We start from the raw sequence: 21,703 nt of genomic DNA, 5'->3' as shown, positions 1-21,703 counted from the left end.
GTTGTGATACTCCCCCTCCGGTATTTACATTCTTGATACTATTTATTTCAATGCTACTTTAATAGATTGACTGTAACAATATTCCGATGATTTGTCTGATTTGACTCCTACACGGGCATAAAGATAGGATTCGTTTATCAAACCATTCGGGATCTCAATTTCAGCAGTGTTTTCCTGACCGAGTGAGACTGTATTACCCAACTTCAACTCTGCTTCTTTCTGTTTCTCATCCGTCAAAACACCTGTACCCAGATAGATACCTACATTCTCCATATTGGCATCAGCAACCACTTTATTAATAGTAAACCGTGCGGCAACCTTGTTGCCGTTTCTGGCAAAAGATACGTTTCTAACAGAGAAATACGGTGTCACAGGAATATCCTGCACAGTGTTTCCTTTCACTGTAATATAAATTGTGTCATTAGAAGGTCTTTCCCAAGGAGCATTACCCATACGCACCAATTTATAATCACCATTGAAAAGGGACACGGAATAGCTTCCGTCCTGCGCAACATACACCGGAATAGAGCCATGCAAAGCATAACCGTCCTGGAATAAAGCAAACTCTGAACTTCCGCTTCTAACTCCTACTGCTTCACCGTCATAAATTGCTCTTCCGGTCAATGTAGCCTTAGGTTCCTCAAAGTTGTCGTAGCTGCAACTGCTTACTGCCAACAAACAACATATCATAATAAAGAAAGGTATAATCTTTTTCATAATCTCTTATTTTTATTGGAATGGATTCTTCACAATCGTCGGATTGTTATTAATTACATCATCAGCAATGAATGAATAATAGTTAGACTGCTGGAAGGTTCTTGCCACCTTGAAACGTTCGGATTTTGTCTTTACAAAAATGTACTTGTCCTGATCCGATGTTCCCGGTTTTGGTTTAGCAATACGATAAGGATATAAACCGTAAACGATCGCTTTATCGTTATCTGTATTTCCGTTCCAGGTGATATCAGCTATTCTCCATCGTTTCATATCAAAATAACGGTGATCTTCGAAAGCTAGTTCCACACGACGTTCGTTCTGAATCTTTTCTATTGTCAGGCTTGTCAGACTGTTGGCCGGGAAACCGGCACGCTGACGCAAGCGGTTAATGTAGGGTAAAGCTGTCGGCTCGTCATTCAATTCAAAAGCAGCTTCGGCAGCATTCAAATAGATTTCACCCAGACGGAACCAAGGCCACCAGTTTTCAGCGTAGTTACGGAGAGTGTAACCGGATGCCTCACTGATAAACTTACGGATATAAAATCCGGTATTGCTCACGTTAGGACTATTAGTCTGAGGACCGTCCTGGCCGACAAAAGTTTTATCATCGTCATAAGCACTTCCTAATTTCGAGTCTGTCAGTAAGTCGTAGGAACCGGTCTTATCATTCCATACTGCTACTCCTGCCTGAATATCCACATCCTGATTTCTGAACTTTGAGCCCGGATAGACGATCGTACCATACAAACGTGCATCTTTATTGGCAAAGATATCGCTCGGAGTATCATATACTACATAGTCATTACCATTCTTATAATGTAAGGTCCCCGAAGTTCCATCCAAATAATCAAATGCTTCTACCAATCCTAAAGACGGACCGATGCAAGAAGAATTATCGTTATCTTCTCTTAAATGATGAACTACATTATCATAACCGAAGCTATGCACTTTCAAAGGATTCTTATAGTCTTTCACCCAAATAGCCTCCTTATTCAGCGTCTTGTCCACAAACATCTTATAGAAGTTCACTCCTTTATCTGACTCCTTCTCATAAAGTTCATATCCACCGTTTTTAATGATTTCCTGCGAAGCTGTCAACGATTTACGATAATAATCGTCTGCCATATCAGCCGGAATACCTACTTCTCCGCCAGACGTTACAATATTAGGAGTCTTCAGCGCATTATATTTGGCAATAGAACCGGCATACAGCATAGCACGGCTTTCCAATGCCAATGCAGTGTAGTAATTGGCACGACTTTGACTACCTTTATTGCCCAATTGTGACTTGATTGCTTCACATTCACTGTATACAAAGTCATATATTTCGTGCTCCTTGGCACGCGGATTACGTAAGTAAGAAGGATCTCCATTGTAGTCATATGCCAGAGTAGTAGTAATCAACGGCACACCACCCATACGTCTTACCAGTTCAAAATAAACGTAAGCACGGATAAAACGAAATTCGGCTTTGAACTGGAGCTTATCATCTGCTGAAATATCCGTTCCATACGTATCAATATTCTCAATAGACATATTGATGTCACGTATCAACTTATAATCCCACCAACGTCCATAGTCGTTTCCATAACGCAGCTCGTTACGATAATTTTGATCTAATGTTCCACAGTACATGGCATCGTCCGTTTCGCACATACCGCCGGTGTTGAAGTCACCGTGCAACTGCGGAATACGATTATATAAATTGGCTAACTGCGATTTAATCATGTTCGGATCATTCCATACCAATTCATTGGTAAGGATATTTTTGGGATCTCTTTCGAACCAGCTGTCGCCACAACTCGATAACATGGAAGTAAGGACGACTCCCAACAGAACTATTTTTATAGATTTGCTTTTCATGATAGCGTTCTTTTTTAGTATGTAATATTAAATCCAAGAAGGAATGTACGTTGTTGCGGATATACCACTGCAGCTGCGGCAGTAATTTCAGGATCGACTCCAAACTTACCCACATTGTCGAACGAACACAAGTTAGAAACATTAGCATAAACACGCACCTTCTGTGCACGAATCGGTCTCAACAGTTGTGCCGGCAGGCTGTAACCCACTTCCAGATTCTTGATACGGAGATAGCGCACATTGTGCAACCAGAAGTCACTATTCTTATTGTTATAGCTGAATTCACCTTTACGGATAGCCGGATAACGTCCAGGTATCCATTCACTTTCCGGATCGTACAAGTCGGCACGGTGCCAACGATCTTCCAATAAATAAGCAGGTGAGTTTCCGTTACCATGATATGCATTAGCCAATTCATAGTTCTGTCTCCATCCTTGCATAGCACCACCGGAAAGGTCGATATTCAGGTCAATTCCCTTCCACGCCAAACCAATATTACCACCAAACGACATGATAGGCGCCCAGCCTTCCGGATAACCGATAGGACGCTCATCCATACTGTTGATTATACCGTCACCATTCACATCTTTATAGATAAAGTCACCGGGAAGCAGTGTCCGGTTATTATTGCCATCCAGATTTATCGGATAATTACGAATTTCTTCTTCCGACTGGAACTGACCAATTACCTGATATCCCCAATAGATACCCCCCCAACGATCTTCTGCGGAATTACGGTATTCATCCCAGGAATTATTGAAACGTGGCTTATAAGTCGCAATGCTTCTGTAGCGTGAGAAAGTAAAGTTACCACTTACAGTATAGTTCAAATCGCCGATATGGTCGGTCCATGTAACCATACCCTCCGCACCGATATAAGCCTGTTTATTCAGATTTTCATTCGGTAAATCATAACCTACTTCAGTAGGCAGTAATACGTCATAACGAGGAGTCGGTACCCCGGTAATATCTTTGCGGAAAGCATCAGCCGTGATCTTCAAACGATTATTGAACATAGTCAGGTCAAAACCGATATTCGATGTTGTATTCTTCGTCCAGGATAAGTTGGTAATAGGTAATCCTCTCTGGTTCAATCCGGTCACCAGTTCACCATCCAATACAGCATTACCATTATTCCACGTATAACCACTCAAGTAATCGAACAGTTTTACATCCTTTTCTGTACCTGTCTGACCAATAGAAGCACGAAACTTCAAATCATCTACAACAGGTCTCAACTTTTCAAAGAATTTCTCTTCCGAGATTCTCCAACCTATAGATACACCCGGGAAGAATCCCCAACGATTATTTGCTGCATAGAGATAAGAACCGTCATAACGAGCCAATAATTCAATCAGATATTTGTGAGCAAAGTCGTAATTGATACGGCCAATCCATCCGGCACGCGCTTCGTAACTCCATTCATCAGCGAAACTGTTGAGCTCATCAAACTGCAATAACGGCAGATAGTCAGTAGAAGGTTCTGTACCATAAGTTTTCTTAGTCCAATCATAATCGGAGGCTTCATAACCCAAAACCGCCGAAATATTATGGTTTTTAATCTGTTTTGCATAATTCAATTGCAATTGCATATAACGCGCAGGCACACTACGATCTATTTGATTTCTCCAACGTCCTGCGGCAGATGTTCCGTTATAAGTATCTTTCTCCTTATCGTATGTATAGATTTGATAAGCATATTGATAACCGTCAAAACGACTGTTGGTGTAATTGTACGAGAACGTAGCTTTTGCAGTCAAACCGAAAGAGAAATCATACTGCGCATAAGCATTGATATTGGCATTACGAGTCAAATTATCTTTGTAACCGGCAATGTCACGACTGAATGCAGCCGGATTGTAACCATTCTCATGTACATTATTGATATATTCCGGATTATCATTGGCATAAGGGCTTTCGATAGGCTGCATTTTGAACATAGCCAATATAGCCGAATAATAACCGTCACCACCCGGCAAACCTACGTCTTCACTCTTTTCATACTTACCGCTAATCTGTGCACCTATTGTAAAACGGTCTGTTATCTTAGTATCAATATTCAACTGAAGATTGGTACGCTCATATTTAAAGTCAGGCATCATCGCATCTTGTCCGGTATGAGCTACAGAAAGATAATAGTTGGTCTTTTCAGAGCCACCTGTCACATTCGCATTGATGTGGTATTGAGGCACATTTTTTCTCATTACCATATCATAATAGTCATAGCTCTTATATCCCGGTTCGGTACCAGCTTCCCATTTAGCAAGTTCTTCGGGACTATATAATTTGCTTGGATCTTCACCTCTATTCTGTGCTGCTTCGGCCAAACCTCTTACATATTGTCCTGCATTTGCCAATTCGGGGAAACGGGTCAGATTCTGCCAACCATAGTATCCATTGACATTGATGCTTACTTTATCATTCTTTTTACCTTTCTTGGTAGTTACCAGAACTACACCATTTGATGCACGCAGACCGTAAATAGCAGCAGAAGCATCCTTCAAGACAGTGATACTCTCGATATCCTCGATATTCAGAGCATTAAACACATCGCTACCGGAAACATCCGATGCCTGCAACCAGTCGCGGCTGTTCATTCCTCCGTAAGGAATGCCGTCGATTACAAACAGGGGGCTACCCATATTACGAATTTCAAGATTAATGCCTCTACCCGGACGGGCATCCACAGCACGCGTAGACACACCTGCTATCTTACCGGATAAAGCTCCCGCAGTAGTCGTAGAAACAGAACGCGTCAACGCATCAGACTTAACATCACTGATGGCTCCGGTCAGACTTTTCTTGGTTTGTGTACCATAACCCACCACCACAACTTCATCCAAGGTTTCCGTATCTTCTTCAAGAACGATTTGAAGATGTGTCTTTCCATCCACCTTCACCTCTTTAGTCTTATAACCGATGAACGAAATTGCCAATGCGGCATTTTTACTATCTACATTAATTGTGAAATTACCATCGATATCCGTAATGGTTCCATTAGAAGTTCCTTTGACAGTAACATTGGCACCAATGATATCATCTCCTCTCACATCGGCCACATGTCCTGTAACTTGTGTTTGTGCAAATGCTGCAGCTGACAGAAGCAACTGTATGACACACATGCATAAGATTCTTACATACCTCATAAATTAGAATTTAAAGATTAAACATTTTTTGTTGTTTTTTCCGATGCAAATATAGAGTATTGATATAAATCAATTAAGCAAAAATCATGCAGAAGAGCTATGCAAATCATTCATTGCACGATTTACACACTCTAAATAAAATATTTATTCTTATTTTTGAACTGGTAATTGAAACAAATAAGCACGAGTTATGAAAAAACACATTGCTTCTACTTTATTTTTATCCTTGTTGTCTATTCTTCAATTGACAGCCCAGTCTCATTCTGTAAAAAAACTGGGGATAGAACAAGGATTATCCAACAATTATGTAGTCAGTATTACACAGGATAAACAAGGCTTTTTATGGTTTGCTACAGAAGAAGGACTTAATAAGTTTGACGGTACCCGCTTCATTACTTATTATAAAAATGATTTGCCACATAACAATCAGGGAATCACCGGCAACGAACTCAACCGGGTGTATGCTGATTCCAAACGTCCCATCATTTGGATAGCCACTCAGCGAGACGGACTAAATGCATACAATTATGACGAACAAACATTTACTGCCTACCAACATAACCCGGAAAATCCACACAGCCTGATTACAAATGACGTAACGGACATCTCTCCTTCCACCCAAAACGACGATGGTTTATGGGTCAGCACCTATTATAGAGGTATAGAATATCTAAATATTAATAACGGGCAATTCACACATTATAATAGGAGTACGGTGCCTAGTCTGCCCTCCAATCAGACATGGACAGTATTGGACGGAGGAGACAACAATTTGTATATCGGCCATGTCGGAAGCGGATTCAGTATTTTTTCTCTCAAAGACAAAAGTGTAAAGAATTTCCAGAATGAAACGGGAAATCCGACAAGCTTGCCCGGTAATGATGTGTTTTGTATCATAAAAGATGCAAACGGCAACATCTGGTTAGGAACGAATAATGGATTGGCTCTATATAATGCTGCCAATGATAACTTTATCACATTCAGAAATAACAAGAATGACAAGTATGCTACTTTATGCAGTCGCATATTATCCATCCGGCAATTAAAAGATAATAGACTTTGGATTGCTTCAGAACTCAATGGCATTGCCATATTAAACCTGAAGCAAGGTATGTTTCTCTCACCAGAGGAGCTTTCTATTGAATACATACAGGAGGGTGATGATAGTCGAAGCCTCTCTAATGCAAGCGCTCGATGTATATTTCAGGATTCTTTCGACAATATCTGGATAGGAACATGGGGAGGAGGCATCAACTTTATTAGTAGCAAACCTCCTTTGTTCACCACATTAAGCTATTCCCCGATTCCAAACAATGAAAACAGCCTGAACAACAAAGTAGCCAGCAGTCTTTGTATGGACAGACAAGGACGGATTTGGATCGGAACAGACGGAGGAGGTATTAATGTATTTGAAGGAGAGAAACGGATTGCCATTTATAAGAAAGAGAGTGGAGATATTCCTTCAAATTTTATATTAGCTTCTTTACAGGATTCAAAAGGGAATTTATGGTTCGGTTCCTACCAAGGAGGAATCAGCTATTATGATAGCCGGAATAGAAGATTCCGTTCCATCTCCCTCATGGGACAATCTAATCTAGACGTCCGTACGATCTATGAAGATGCCCAACATAACATTTGGGTAGGATATAGTGGAGGAATTGTTGTATTAAACCCTCTAACCATGAAGATTATCCAACATTACAATACAGATAATAGCGAACTGCACAGTGATTTTATACGTTCTATAGCTCAAGATGAGAAAGGACGTTTTTGGATTGGAACTTTCGGAGACGGACTTGGCATATACACCCCGAACTTACAGAAAATCAAGACGTTCACTCAAAGAGATGGCTTTTGTTCTAACACCATCAATCAGATCATACAGGATAAACAAAAAAGAATGTGGATAGGAACGGGGGAAGGATTAGTTTGTTTCCTGTCGACTGATGAGCTGAATTACAAAACTTACCAACGGAAAGATGGGCTGATCAATACGAATATTTGTGCCATAACAGAAGATAAAAAAGGGAATATCTGGTTTAGCAATAATAAAGGTATCAGTTGTTATGTCACGAATAAAGGCTGTTTTTATAACTATGACCACTCTGACGATGTTCCGGCAGGAAGTTTTTCAAGCAGTTGTGTCACACAAAGCAAGAATGGACAAATTTATTTCGGTTCTATCAATGGAGTATGTTGTTTCAATCCAGACATTACTATGAATGAACAACCGGCCCCGGCAGCAGTTGTCACAGAGATGAAAATACTGGGACGGTTGAGTAATCTGGAAAACAATGACATGATTATCAATCTCTCCAAAGGACAAAACGTTGAGTTGAGTCATGCACAAAATAGCTTCGGATTGACATTCTATGTACAAAACTACTCACTTGTCAATCAGGTAGAATATGTGTATATGCTGAAAGGACTCGAAAATTCCTGGTATACCGTCAACGAAAATAATAGTGTCACTTTCCGAAACATTCCTCCGGGAAAATATGAGTTCCTTATCAAAGCACGAATTCATAATCAAAAATGGCCGGAAGAAGCCACTTCCCTGACCATCCGTATCAATCCTCCTGTCTGGTTGACGTGGTGGGCAAAACTTATCTACATCTTGGTATCTATCAGCATCACTTATCTTATCTTGCATGCTTACAAAAAGAAGTTAGATCTGGAGAGTCTCTATACGTTGGAAAAGAAAAACCATGAGCAGGAACAGGAGTTAAATCAGGAACGCTTGCGTTTCTATACCAATATCACGCATGAGCTGCGTACACCGTTGACCTTAATCCTCGGTCCTCTCGAAGATATGCAAAAAGAAGCATCACTTCCTGCAAAACAAGCCCAGAAACTATCAGTTATCCATCAGAGCGCACTACGTTTGCTCAATCTGATCAATCAGATACTGGAATTCCGAAAGACGGAGACACAAAACAAGAAATTGTGTGTCAGCAAAGGAAACATTGCCCCTCTGATTTATGAAATAGGGCTTAAATACAAAGAATTAAATCAAAATACCAAAATAGATTTCCGGATTCAGATAGAAAAAGAAGAAATGTTTCTTTTCTTCGATAAAGAAATCATCACGATTGTTTTGGACAATCTGATTTCCAACGCTATCAAATATACGGAACAAGGGTGCGTAACGCTAAGTTTGCATCAGACCATGCGTAATGAGGTAGCTTATACGGAAATAAAAGTCAGTGATACAGGGTACGGAATTTCCGCCGAGGCCCTGCCACATATTTTCGACCGCTATTATCAGGAAAGCGGCAAGCATCAGGCATCCGGTACAGGTATCGGACTGGCCTTGGTGAAGAATCTCGTCACCTTACATGAAGGGGAAATTCGTGCAGAAAGCATCCAAAATGAAGGAAGTACGTTCTATATCAGTTTACTGACGGATAATATCTACCCCAATGCCTTACACGCAGACTCAACGGAACCGGTTCAAGAAGAGATGAACCAGAATACGGAACTGGAATATTCACAAGAAGCGACATTAGATACCAGTAAACCAATCCTATTGATTGTAGAAGACAATGAAGAAATACAGAAATATATAGTTGAATCCTTCACCGACTCGTTTGAGGTAATCACGGCCAACAACGGAGAAGAAGGTAAGCAACAAGCTCTTAGCCGTATCCCCGATATTGTAGTCAGCGACATTATGATGCCTGTGATGGATGGCATCACTTTATGCAAGCAATTAAAAGATGATGTGCGCACCAGCCATATTCCTATTATTCTGCTGACAGCCAAAGATTCTCTCCAAGATAAAGAAGAAGGATATGAAGTAGGAGCCGATTCTTATCTGACGAAACCTTTCAGTGCTTCTCTGTTACGTAGCCGAATCAATAATCTGCTCGATTCAAGGAAAAAGTTAGTAGCCCAATTCCAGGCGCAATCTACTCCGGGAAGTCAAATAGATTTAAGTGAAAAGCGTATAGTAATTGCCGAAGCTTTGAGCAAATTAGATAATGAGTTTATCGAAAAAATTACCCTTTTAATCGAGGAAAACCTTTCTTCAGAGAAGATTGATATTAACTATCTATCTGATAAAATGTGCATGAGCGGTTCCACTCTTTACCGGAAAATGAAAGCACTTACAGGACTCTCGACCAACGAATATATCCGAAAAGTGAAAATGAAGAATGCAGAACGTTTGCTGCTTGAAGGGAAGTTCAATATCTCTGAAATAGCCTACAAAGTAGGAATGAACAGTACGGGATATTTCCGTCAATGCTTTAAGGAAGAAGTTGGGCTCTCTCCTTCAGATTACCTGAAGCAAATTAAACAATCTTGAGAAAGGGAGATGTATCAGAAGTAGAATCTGCCTTCATGTTGTTCTATTATTCAGAACGATAATGAAGAATCTCTTCTGATACCTCCCAATAGGAAATTCAGCGACCTGTAGGGGAGGTCATTTCCTTAATTCTTCAACCATCACTTTGAGCAATGATTTAGAATCATCCAGCGGCAAATCCGTGGCCAAATCCCAACTCATCATGCCTTTTAGTCCTTGCTCCATCGCATAACGGGTCTTAGTGCGGATATTGTCCTGTCCGTCAAACACATATTTCTCTCCCTTATATATTACTTCATTTTGTGCAGGCTCAGTAATCAATCCCTCTTGTACAAAACTGAAATAAGCCTCTGTCTTCTTTGAATTATCCTTTGTCACACCATAGAAAGGAACTCCCGCTACCAGTTTCTCTTTGGGAATACCATACTTCAATACCATCTGAATATCCGAATCATATTTCTCTACCGGAAAACGAACCGGCGAAGGACCGTAGCATTGAAGTGAAATAAAATCAACTGCATCAATAGCTTTCCTGCTAATTTTATAGCAAACAGGATGCAGAGAAACACTGAAAATATACTTATCGCCCAACACCTCCCTCATCTTCACGATAGCCAGACTATAATCTTCATACTCTTTCTCATTCTCCGCCCATTCAAAGTCAAGGTCAATGCCATCCAATTTATTCTTTTCCAGCACTTTCTTTATGTTTCTTGCAAATGCCGTACGAGCAGTCTCATCAGCCACCATTGCCTTCCATTCACCACTGGAAGCTCCTAAACGTATTTTCGCTTTTGTTCCTTTTACTTTTGCACGAACCGATTTAATCAATCCTTCCCAAGTTGTCACCCCCTTTCCCTGAAATGCACGTGGGTTCTCGAATGAAAGCGATCCATCTTTATCAGGATGAACATTCAAGAAAATAAGGTCGTCACTCGCCCGCAGACTTTCAGTAGAAATACGTCCGCGATTGTAGAAATTACCCCGCACATAAGAACTCACCATATAGTTTTGTTGTGCAAATAACGATAACCCTACAAACAAAAAAAAGAAGAATACAATTTTTCTTAGCATTAGCATAATGATTGATAATTAATGAATTTAGATCACAAAAATACGCATGACAAATAGAAATAGATGTTCAATAATTACTATAATACTTCCAAAAATCAACATAAAGTTTTCTCAATAACAGAGAAAAAACAAACACCACTCATAAAAACGTTAGGAAAAACAAAATAAAGTCTGTTTCTTTGTACGCCAAACCACAATCTTTTACCAGAAGAGAAAAATCTATGAGTAATAAACAACGTATAAGCAATGAACAAGAGATACTGAAATTAGTATCTGAAGGGGATTCGAAAGCTTTTCGTACGTTATATATGCATTATTACGACCGCCTTTTCAATTTCGCGATGCTGTTTCTTCATTCGGAAGCTGCGTGCGAGGACGTTATAGGAGACGTATTTTTTGTTTTGTGGAAAGACAGAAGCATGCTTACGGCTATCCCTAATTTTCACCCTTACATTTATCAAGCAGTACGCAACGGATGCCTCAATGTACTGAAAAGTGGATATATCTCCAAAAGGGATGATCTTCCTGAGACCGAACTGCAAATAAACATCACTACCCAGAATCCTCTGGACGAATTATCCTACAAAGAATTGCATCAAGCAGTAAAACAGGCAATCTCCTCATTGCCCGAACGTTGCCGTGTCATCTTTCAAATGGCGAAAGAAGATGAAATGAATCATCGCGAAATAGCAGAGGCTTTAAACGTGAAACTTTGTACCGTAGAACGCCAGCTTTTACTCGCCAAAGCTAAAATAAAGGAATCAATAAAACCGTTTCTAGAAAAATTTTAAAAAAAAGTTCTTTTTCCTTTTAGTAGTTTTACCACTTGAGTTTTCTATATAGTATAAAGCTTTAGAAAACAAGAAAAAAATGCGCATTGAAAAAGAAAAAACAAATGAAATGGATGAGTTGATTGCCGGTATCAAACTGCGATCTCCGGGACCAAGTAAAGAACACTCAGCAGAAAAGTCTTTCTCCCGGCTGATGACACGAATCCAAACTGACAGCAACTCTATTGACATTTTCCGCCGCCGTAACAAGCAGTACCGAATATGGCTCGCAGCAGCTACGGTGGCTTTGTTAATTGCAATGAGCGGGTGGTTGTACATGATGTTGGATACAGATCCTTCGTTCATCATAAAGACCAACAACAGTGGGATCGTACAGAAAGTGCCATTGCCCGATGGAACCATGATTCAGTTGAACAATCATTCCAAGCTGATTTATCCGGAGCATTTTTCGGGCGATTCAAGAGAAATCTTTCTGGAAGGGGAAGCCTACTTTGATGTAAAGCATGATAAGAAACATCCATTCATTGTACGTGCCGGTGAATTAAAGATCAGAGTGTTGGGAACAAAGTTCACTGTAAATGCCAGTTCGCAGTCTCCGCAGATTACAGCGACCTTACTGGAAGGCTCTATTGAAGTAAGCAATGAAAAGAAACAGATGTTGATGAAACCCAGTCAGCAACTGAAGTACGATGTTAACAGCGGAAATATGCTGCTTACAGAATTAAACAATGCCATCCGTGAGATACGTTGGACCCAGAATGTATGGGTATTGTCAGATACTCCTTTGCTCGACATCTGCCAACGCCTGGAACAACTGTTTAATGTGAAATTTATCATCATGAATGATGAGCTGATAGGAAAATCCTTTACGGGAGAGTTTTATACCAATGAGCCGCTTGAGTCTATTTTAAAAATAATGCAGATAAGCACCCCGTTCAAGTATGAACGAAAAGGAAAAAATATAATACTAAAATAACCCATATTGTAAAACTTAAAAAACGAATAGCCTATGACATAGTACTGTAAAAAACACAGAAAAAGCGAGAAAATAGTACCAATATTTTCCCGCTTCTGAGACTTTGCAAAAATCATGACGATGCCCATCGTCACAATCCTTAATTTCTAATTTATAAAAGTATGACAAACTTAAGAAAGTACCAAATTTCTTATCAAAAATATTGCCACACTTCCACACAAGAGCTCAAAAAAGACCTCTTTTTGGCAATATTACTTTTAATGATTCCCTATTTTGCTCTCGCACAGACCGTGAAACGGGATGTCAAGCTAGACTTTACGAATACCTCCATTGCCAAAGTAATCGAAAGTATTGAGAAACAAAGTGGATATTCTTTCTTTTACAACAGTGACATCAACACTAATCAGAAGACGTCAATAAAGATGACATCGAATGATATTAATCAAATCGTAACCTCTTTACTGAAAAACACTTCCATAGATTATCGGATTACAGACAAACGGATTGTTTTGTTTATCAAAAAATCAGGAACGGAACAACAGAAATCCTATGCCGTTTCGGGTGTAATAAATGATTCCTCCGGTCCTGTTATCGGAGCTTCCATCTCCACTAAAAACGGACAGGGAACCATTACTTCTATTGACGGTGATTTCCGTTTGGAAAATATACACGTCGGTGATGTGCTGACTGTTTCTTATATCGGTTATCAGACACAGAACATTGTTTTCAACGGTCAGACGAGACTGAACATCGTCCTGTCGGAAGAAGCAACTGAACTGGAGCAGGTGGTTGTAACCGCTTTGGGTATCAAACGTTCGGAGAAAGCGTTGAGCTACAATGTGCAACAGTTAAGCTCTGACGATATCACTACTGTAAAGGATGCGAATTTTATGAACTCGCTGAATGGTAAGGTTGCAGGTGTGACAATCAATTCTTCGGCATCCGGTGCGGGTTCTGCAGCGCGTGTGGTAATGCGTGGCGTGAAGTCAATTACCAAATCTAATAATGCCCTTTACGTTATCGACGGTATTCCGATGTTCAACGTTGTGAACGAAGGGACCGATACGGGTATCACAGCCGACCAGCCTGGTAGTGACGCCGTTGCGGATATCAACCCGGAAGATATTGAGTCCATCAACATGCTGACAGGTCCCGCTGCAGCGGCACTTTATGGTAATGCTGCTGCTTCCGGTGTAGTACTTATCAACACCAAGAAAGGAACAAAAGATAAAACGAATATCAGTGTATCGAGCAGTACTACTTTCTCTACTCCCACCATGTTACCCAAAATGCAAAGTAAATATGGAAATAAAGATGGAGTATTCGCCAGCTGGGGTGACCTTGTGAACAGCAACTATGACCCTGAAAAGTTTTTCCGCACAGGTGTAAATACCATTAATTCGGTATCGCTCTCTACTGGTACGTCAAAAAACCAGACGTATGTTTCCGTCTCGGCAACTAACTCAAACGGTATTCTGCCCAACAACAAATACGAACGTTATAATGTATCAGGACGCAATACCGCTAGTTTCCTGAACGACAAACTGGTTCTGGACTTCGGTGCCAACCTGATTTTCCAGAATGACAGAAATATGACCGCACAGGGACGTTATTTCAACCCGCTTACCGCTTTATACCTGTTCCCACGCGGAGAAAACTTCGATGCAATCCGTATGTACGAACGCTACAACGAAGGTTTGGGCATTTATGAACAATACTGGCCGTACGAAACTCAAAGTATGGAACTGCAAAATCCTTACTGGACCATGAACCGCATTGTCCGTGAGAATAAAAAGAAACGTTTCATGACCAATGCATCGTTGAAATGGAACATCATCGACGGAATTGACATTACCGGTCGTCTGAAATATGACAAAACAGATATGCGTTCCACCGATAAGCGCTACGCTTCTACTATCGAGCAGTTTGCCAGCGATTATGGTGGTTACTATGACAACCGCAAAGAGTACAGCAGTTTCTACGGTGACATCATGCTGAACATTGCCAAATCATTCAACGAAAACATGTGGTCCGTAAATGCCAATATCGGAGCTTCTATCAACGACCAGAGAGAAGAGCAGATAGGTCATGGCGGTAACCTGGAAGGTATTTATAACTTCTTTGCCGTACACAACATTGACACATCTGCCAAATACAGAAGAATCCAATCGGGATATATCCAGCAGTCGCAAGGTGTTTTCATCAATGCGGAAGTCGGCTACAAGAGTATGTTTTACTTAACCGCTACCGGACGTAACGACTGGGAATCACAACTTGCCTTTTCCGAAGCATCTTCTTTCTTCTATCCATCCGTAGGTTTGTCCGGTGTCATTTCCAGCATGGCCAGACTACCCGAATGGATTTCATTCCTGAAAGTGCGCGGTTCATATACAGAAGTAGGTACTTCTTTCGAGCGTTTCATCACACGTCCGACATACGAATTCAATATAGCTTCCGGTAAATGGTCTTCCACATCCATTTACCCGATGCGTAACCTGAAACCGGAAAAGACCCGTTCATGGGAATTCGGTCTGAACTCAAAATGGTTGGACAACCGTCTTTCTTTCGATTTGACTTATTATAAGTCGAACACGATCAACCAGACTTTCACCGCCGACCTATCTATCTCGTCCGGATACTCCAAAGCGTATATCCAAAGTGGTAATGTCCGCAATGAAGGTATAGAAATGGCATTAGGATATAGCGACAAGTGGAACGGTTTTGCATGGGACAGCCACCTGACTCTCTCTTGGAACAAGAATAAAATTATCAAGCTGACCGAAGGTTCCATTAACCCGATGACCGGAGAGCCAATTACCAAAGATAATTACGATATGGGACAATTAGGCAATCTCGATGCACGTGTAAAATTATACAAAGGCGGTTCTATCGGTGACGTATATGCTACTCACCGTATCAAGAGAGACGGTAATGGTAACGTCTTCGTTTCACAGGAAGGAAAGATTGAAATCGAATCGGTAGACGAATTCAAACTAGGTTCGATCCTGCCGAAGACAAACATGGGATGGAGCAACAACTTCTCTTACAAAGGTGTCAATCTGGGTATGACGCTTACTGCTCGTTTCGGTGGTATTGCCTTGTCCGGTACACAAAGTGTGCTTGACCAGTACGGAGTTTCACAAGTAACTGCCAACTACCGTGATACTGGTGGCGTGCCTATCAATCATGGATATGTAGATACGGAAAAATACTTTGACACTGTGAAAGGATACGCTGCATATTATACATACAGCGCCACCAATGTGCGTCTGGCGGAATTGAGCCTGAGCTACACATTGCCTAAAGAATGGTTCCGTGACAAACTAAGAATGACCGTCGGATTAGTAGGTAAGAATCTCTGGATGATTTATTGCAAGGCACCTTTCGACCCAGAAGCAACCGCATCAACACAGTCGAACTACTATCAAAGTTATGACTACTTTATGCAGCCCACTACACGTAATCTCGGATTTAGCGTAAAACTCAATTTCTAAACAAAAAGAATTATGAAAAAAGTAACCCAAATAATATGTTCGGTACTATTGACAGTACTCATGTGTAATTGTACGGGAAAATTTGAGGAATTCAACACCAATCAGTATCAGCCACCTACGTTGAACTCCCGTCTGCTGTTTGCACAACTTATCACGTGTATGTCTTCTACCGAAGAGAACCCCGCCCAACGTAACATCACTTTCTGGGCAGGTCCGTTCGGTGGCATGCTGACTCCTTCCAGCAGTTGGAGCCGGTCGCAACATTTCTATACTTATAATGTAGACGACAACTGGAATAAATGGTCGGTTGACTGGTATTTCAAAAATTTCTACCCCAACTATTTCTCCATCGAGCGTTTCAGCGAAGCCTCGGGACACTATTATGCATTAGCTAAAATCATGCGGGTATATATCATGCAGATTATAGCTACCATGCAAGGTCCGCTTCCTTACACAAAAGTTGAAAGCGGACAATACTCCGTAGGATACGATAATGAAGAGACTGCATGGAAAGCAATGATGGACGATTTGGATTACAGCATCGGCGTACTCACCGCATTGATGAATACCGACCCGTCCTTTAACGAGTTGACCACAGAAGACCGTATCTATCAGGGGGATTATAAGAAATGGATTAAATTCGCCAATTCCCTGAAACTACGTATCGCTATCCGCATCAGTAATGCAGTACCCGAATATGCACAGGAAAAAGCAGAAGAAGCCGTATCGCATCCATACGGAGTGATGGACAGTAACGACTGCGACGCCTACGACAACATCACTGCAACGAACTATAAGAATGGTCTTGCCAGTGTGAACTCTTGGGGGGAGGTTCGTGCCAATGCCTGCATCGTCTCCTTTATGAACGGATATCAGGATCCTCGTTGCGAAGCCTACTTTACTAAATCATCCGTATCCGGAGATTATGATTATATCGGCGTGCGCTCCGGCATACAAGGTATTACCACCAGTATGTTCTCAACCTATTCTACCGTCAAAGTAGAAACGAAAACTCCCATGTTGATATTCAACGCAGCAGAAGTAGCTTTCCTACGGGCTGAAGGCGCACTGAAAAAGTGGAACATGGGCGGAACGGCAGAAGAATTCTACAAAGAAGGTATCCGCCTGTCATTCAACGAGCACGGAATATCAGGTGCCGATGCATACATTGCCAACAATACGAACGTACCGGCTGATTACATATGTCCGTTGAACGCTGCCTACAACTACACAAACCCATGCAAATTAACGGTAGCTTGGGATAAGACAGGTGCTAATGCAGACGAAGATAACCTGCAACGCATCCTGACACAAAAGATGATTGCCAACTTCCCGATTGGAAACGAAACTTGGGCTGACTTCCGTCGCACCGGATATCCGGCTGTATTCCCCGCACATGACAACCTTTCCACACAAGGTGTCACTAAAGAACGCCAGCAACGCCGTCTGCGTTTCTCGGAAGATGAATACAACAGTAATGGAGCCAACGTTACAGAGGCTTGTACTTTCTTGTCGAACGGACAGGATACGGATGCTACTGATTTATGGTGGGCAAAGAAGGATTAACCGGATAAATTACCAAAGAATAAACAATATGAAAAATATATTCAACCTATTATTTGTGATGCTCATAGCTATGAATTTCCATAGCTGCGATGACTGGACTGAAATGGAAACCAAGAATTTCGAACCTGAACCGCTGTCTGAAGAATATTATGCAGCACTCAGGGAATATAAAAAAAGTGATCACCCCCTCACATTCGGATGGTTCGGAAGCTGGTCACCGCAAGGGGCAGCCTCGTTATACTACAGTCTGAAAAGTATTCCGGACAGTGTAGATATCGTTTCTATCTGGGGATCATACGGCAGTCTGACGCAATTCCAGAAAGACGACCTGAAATATGTTCAGGAAGTGTTGGGAACACGTGTTACATTCACCCTATTCTCACACAACATGGCCAATCTTCCCGGTAACTTCGAGAACGTAGCGGAAAATATTCCGAAAGCTGCACAAGCGATAGCCGACAGTATACACAAATACGGCTATGACGGAATTGATTTCGACCACGAATGTACCAGCAAAGACTTGCTGTACAAAGAAGAAAACATGACTACCCTGTTAAGGGAAATGCGTCAAAGATTAGGTCCGGACAAGTTGATTATTGTAGACGGCTTTGTAGATCTCATCTCGGAAGAGGGTTGGAAATATGCCAATTATGCAGTATCGCAAGCATACGGAGCAACTTCCGCCACAAGATTAAAACAACGGTTCGACTGGATAAAAGAATATATAGGTCCCGAACGTTACATCGTAACGGAAAACTTTGAAAGTTGGGCCGCAACCGGTGGAGTTACTTTCCGTGACCCGGAACGAGGAGAAATGCCTTCCTTGCTCGGAATGGCTTACTGGAACCCTGTTGAAGGACGCAAAGGGGGACTGGGTACATTCCACATGGAATACGAATTCTCCAACAATTACAAATACTTGCGCCAAGCTATCCAAATAATGAACCCAGCTAAAAAATAATATATTATGAGAAAGAATAAAGCATATACATTATTTGCCGGATTATTGACTTTGTTAGCCTTAACCGGTTGTAAGGAAGAATATGACCCGATAGGAAACCGCATTTACATCAATGAAGCTGCTTTCAAGAATGTAAAGAGCGTGCCTGTCAATGTAGGTGAAAAGACAGTAACAGATTTTACGGTCCGCATCGCCGACATCATGTCTAAAGACGTCAACGCCACATTGGTGGTGGATGAAACCATACTGAACGAATACAATGAAAAGACGCTGGCCAACTATTCATTATTGCCGGCAGACAAACATTCATTCAACAAAGAAGTGACCATCGCAAGCGGCAAGACAATGGCTCAACCGACTGTTGTGACCATTAGCCCTTATGACGCGGCAGAAGGCGTAAAATATGCATTGCCCATCAGAGTGATAGGCGACGGCAGTGTCCCCGAAGAAAAACTGGGTTCCAAATATCTTTTGTTACTCGACAAGCCGTGGACTCAGTATACACCTTATATGAGTACTCTAGGTGGCTTCAAGTCGGAAAATGTAAACACTATTTCGGTAGAAAACTTCACTATCGAATTCTGGCTGTGGATGGACGGCTTCAATTACAACAACCAGTGTGTTATCGACTGTTCTGCCTTCTACATTCGTTTGGGTAATGCCAACAACCAGATTACCAAAGACCAGATGCAGATTAATATCTTCGGAACGCAAGCCGAAAATAACAAAGGGTTCTTCAACAAGTTCTCCTTCCAGAAACGGACCTGGACACATGTCGCTCTTGTCTACGACCAAGTGAAATGTTATTTCTATGCCAACGGAGAAAAAGTACAAGACGTTGAAGCAAGCGGCATACCTGTTCCTATCACATCCATTGCATTCTTCAACACCAATACGATAAATGAGCACATGATGGGACAGGCACGACTCTGGAACAAAGCTCTCACGCAGTCTGAAATCCAAAACAACATGGCAGGTCCAGTCACTGTAAACTCCAATCTTGTCGGTTACTGGAAAATGGATGAAGGTCCGGTCGAGGAAGGTAAAGACGAAATTCTGTATGACAGTTCAGGAAACAATAACCATGCAACGTTAGTATCCGGAAGTGTCAAGGAATGGAAAGCCGACCAATGCTTTACAAAGACAAACTAACTTTTGTTGAAAAATAAATAGCGCAAATTACATTCATTATCTTTAGACGTGAATTAAGTGACCTTACGAATTTCTTCCCGGTTCGTTCTACAAACTTAATTCACGTCTAAAACATAATAAACCTTTTAAAGGTAACTTTAAATACAGCCATTGTCAACATGAAACAAATCATCCAACATTCATTAAATATCTGCTATCTCCCATTCATTTTTACGCCATTAGTCACCGGATGTCAGCCGAACACAGAAAATACTCCGAAGCATCCCAACCTCTTATTCATTTTAACAGATGATTTACAAGCTTCTTCTATTCATGCTCTAGGTAATAATGACGTGTGCACTCCTGCAATCGACAGCCTCATCGCCGCAGGTATCACCTTTACAAATACTTATACGAATGGTGCGTTGTGTGGAGCATTATCCATGCCAAGCCGCGCCATGTTGATGACCGGACGCGGAATCTATGATATTCAGGCGGACGGGATGAAAATTCCCGAAACACACACCACTTTCCCGCAACAATTCAAACGGAATGGTTACCGCACCTTTGCCACAGGAAAATGGCATTCGGACAAGGCCTCCTTCAACCGCTCATTTCAGGAAGGAGACAACATCTATTTCGGTGGTATGCATCCGTATGAACTGAACGGGCATTGTTCACCTCATCTGAACCATTACGACTCGACAGGTGTATATGGAAAAGAGACTGAATTTACAGGAAAAGAATTCTCATCAAAAATGTATGCTGACGCAGCTATCCGTTTTTTGCAAAGGCGTAAAGATGAAAAGCAGCCTTTCCTTGCTTATGTCGCATTTACTTCACCTCACGACCCGCGCAACCAACTCCCTGCTTACGGTCAGAAATACGCTCCGGACACTCTTAACCTGCCGGCCAATTTTCTCCCCCGCCACCCATTTGACAATGGAGAGATGAACGTGCGTGACGAATTACTGGTACCTGTCCCACGGACAGGCGGGCAGATACAAAAAGAACTCTCCGATTATTACGGGATGATTAGCGAAGTGGATGTACAGATAGGACGTATTATGCAGGCATTGCAAGAAACGGGACAGGCGGACAACACGATTGTCGTCTTTGCCTCCGACAACGGTCTGGCAATGGGACGTCACGGATTACTGGGAAAGCAGAACCTTTACGACCACAGCGTGAAAGTACCGCTCACCCTTATCGCTCCCGCCTACAAAGTACAGAAAGGGAGAAAGAGTAACGCCCTGTGCTATCTGCACGACATTGCCCCGACACTTTGTGAACTGGCAAACATTGCCTTACCGGAAAGTATGACGGCACAATCTCTCTGTCATGTGTTGGAAGACTCTACCGCCACACACCGCAGCGATTTATTTCTCGCCTACTCCAACCTGCAACGGGGATTCGTCAGCGGAAAATACAAATACCTTATTTACAATGTAGGCGGAACAATTACCGAACAATTATTCGACCTGCAGAAAGATCCATCGGAACAACATAATCTATTACCCGGACAGGAAAAAACAGCGCACGACCTGAAAGAACAATTAGCCTTCCGTATGGAAGAAGAAAAAGATTTCTGCAACTTATCCGACTCCCACTGGTGGCAAGACGGGCACAAACTGACATTTGAGGAAATGCAACACTTATATATCTATAAATAAAA

The 21,703-nt window shown here is 41.6% G+C and carries 12 protein-coding genes; 8 read left to right on the top strand and 4 right to left on the bottom strand.

The window, feature by feature from the left end; translation table 11 throughout:
• Positions 1-42: 42 nt before the first annotated feature.
• From I2I13_RS03490 to I2I13_RS03480, 3 genes are read right to left on the bottom strand one after another with little or no spacing between them, the layout of a single operon-like run.
• On the bottom strand, positions 43-717 hold the full coding sequence (locus tag I2I13_RS03490) for a DUF3823 domain-containing protein (protein WP_148366842.1): 675 nt from the start codon (positions 715-717) through the stop codon (positions 43-45).
• Positions 718-729: 12 nt separating this feature from the next.
• Positions 730-2,580 carry a RagB/SusD family nutrient uptake outer membrane protein gene (locus I2I13_RS03485; RefSeq protein ID WP_195648780.1) on the bottom strand — a complete coding sequence of 617 codons (1,851 nt, stop codon included), beginning with the start codon at positions 2,578-2,580 and terminating at the stop codon, positions 730-732.
• Positions 2,581-2,594: 14 nt separating this feature from the next.
• Entirely contained in the window at positions 2,595-5,726 is a 3,132-nt protein-coding gene (locus I2I13_RS03480; RefSeq protein WP_195648779.1) for a TonB-dependent receptor, read from the bottom strand.
• A 190-nt stretch (positions 5,727-5,916) separates the two neighbouring features.
• Here I2I13_RS03480 and I2I13_RS03475 point away from each other — a divergent pair, with 190 nt between their 5' ends.
• A complete protein-coding gene (locus I2I13_RS03475; protein ID WP_195648778.1) occupies positions 5,917-10,035 on the top strand; it encodes a two-component regulator propeller domain-containing protein in 4,119 nt (1,372 codons plus the stop codon).
• A 117-nt stretch (positions 10,036-10,152) separates the two neighbouring features.
• On the opposite strand, the gene I2I13_RS03470 is transcribed toward I2I13_RS03475, so the two are convergent.
• A complete protein-coding gene (locus I2I13_RS03470) occupies positions 10,153-11,115 on the bottom strand; it encodes a glycoside hydrolase family 18 protein (RefSeq protein WP_148366845.1) in 963 nt (320 codons plus the stop codon).
• A gap of 215 nt (positions 11,116-11,330) precedes the next feature.
• On the opposite strand from I2I13_RS03470, the gene I2I13_RS03465 reads away from it, so the two are divergent.
• From I2I13_RS03465 to I2I13_RS03435, 7 genes are all read left to right on the top strand, one after another.
• On the top strand, positions 11,331-11,900 hold the full coding sequence (locus I2I13_RS03465; RefSeq protein WP_148366846.1) for an RNA polymerase sigma-70 factor: 570 nt from the start codon (positions 11,331-11,333) through the stop codon (positions 11,898-11,900).
• A gap of 79 nt (positions 11,901-11,979) precedes the next feature.
• Complete coding sequence (locus tag I2I13_RS03460) at positions 11,980-12,876, top strand: FecR family protein (protein WP_148366847.1); 897 nt, start codon at positions 11,980-11,982, stop codon at positions 12,874-12,876.
• A gap of 260 nt (positions 12,877-13,136) precedes the next feature.
• Positions 13,137-16,370: a SusC/RagA family TonB-linked outer membrane protein gene (locus I2I13_RS03455; RefSeq protein WP_370540796.1), complete on the top strand. Its 3,234-nt coding sequence runs from the start codon at positions 13,137-13,139 to the stop codon at positions 16,368-16,370.
• Positions 16,371-16,382: 12 nt separating this feature from the next.
• Positions 16,383-17,936 carry a SusD/RagB family nutrient-binding outer membrane lipoprotein gene (locus I2I13_RS03450; protein ID WP_195648777.1) on the top strand — a complete coding sequence of 518 codons (1,554 nt, stop codon included), beginning with the start codon at positions 16,383-16,385 and terminating at the stop codon, positions 17,934-17,936.
• A gap of 28 nt (positions 17,937-17,964) precedes the next feature.
• Complete coding sequence (locus tag I2I13_RS03445; protein ID WP_148366850.1) at positions 17,965-18,897, top strand: glycoside hydrolase family 18; 933 nt, start codon at positions 17,965-17,967, stop codon at positions 18,895-18,897.
• A gap of 6 nt (positions 18,898-18,903) precedes the next feature.
• On the top strand, positions 18,904-20,049 hold the full coding sequence (locus I2I13_RS03440) for a DUF1735 and LamG domain-containing protein (protein ID WP_148366851.1): 1,146 nt from the start codon (positions 18,904-18,906) through the stop codon (positions 20,047-20,049).
• Positions 20,050-20,207: 158 nt separating this feature from the next.
• On the top strand, positions 20,208-21,701 hold the full coding sequence (locus I2I13_RS03435) for a sulfatase-like hydrolase/transferase (RefSeq protein ID WP_195648776.1): 1,494 nt from the start codon (positions 20,208-20,210) through the stop codon (positions 21,699-21,701).
• Positions 21,702-21,703 lie beyond the last annotated feature (2 nt).

Source organism: Bacteroides sp. D55t1_190419_B8, assembly GCF_015558905.1.
Taxonomy (GTDB): domain Bacteria; phylum Bacteroidota; class Bacteroidia; order Bacteroidales; family Bacteroidaceae; genus Bacteroides; species Bacteroides vicugnae.
This window is presented reverse-complemented; position numbering and strand designations above follow the sequence as displayed.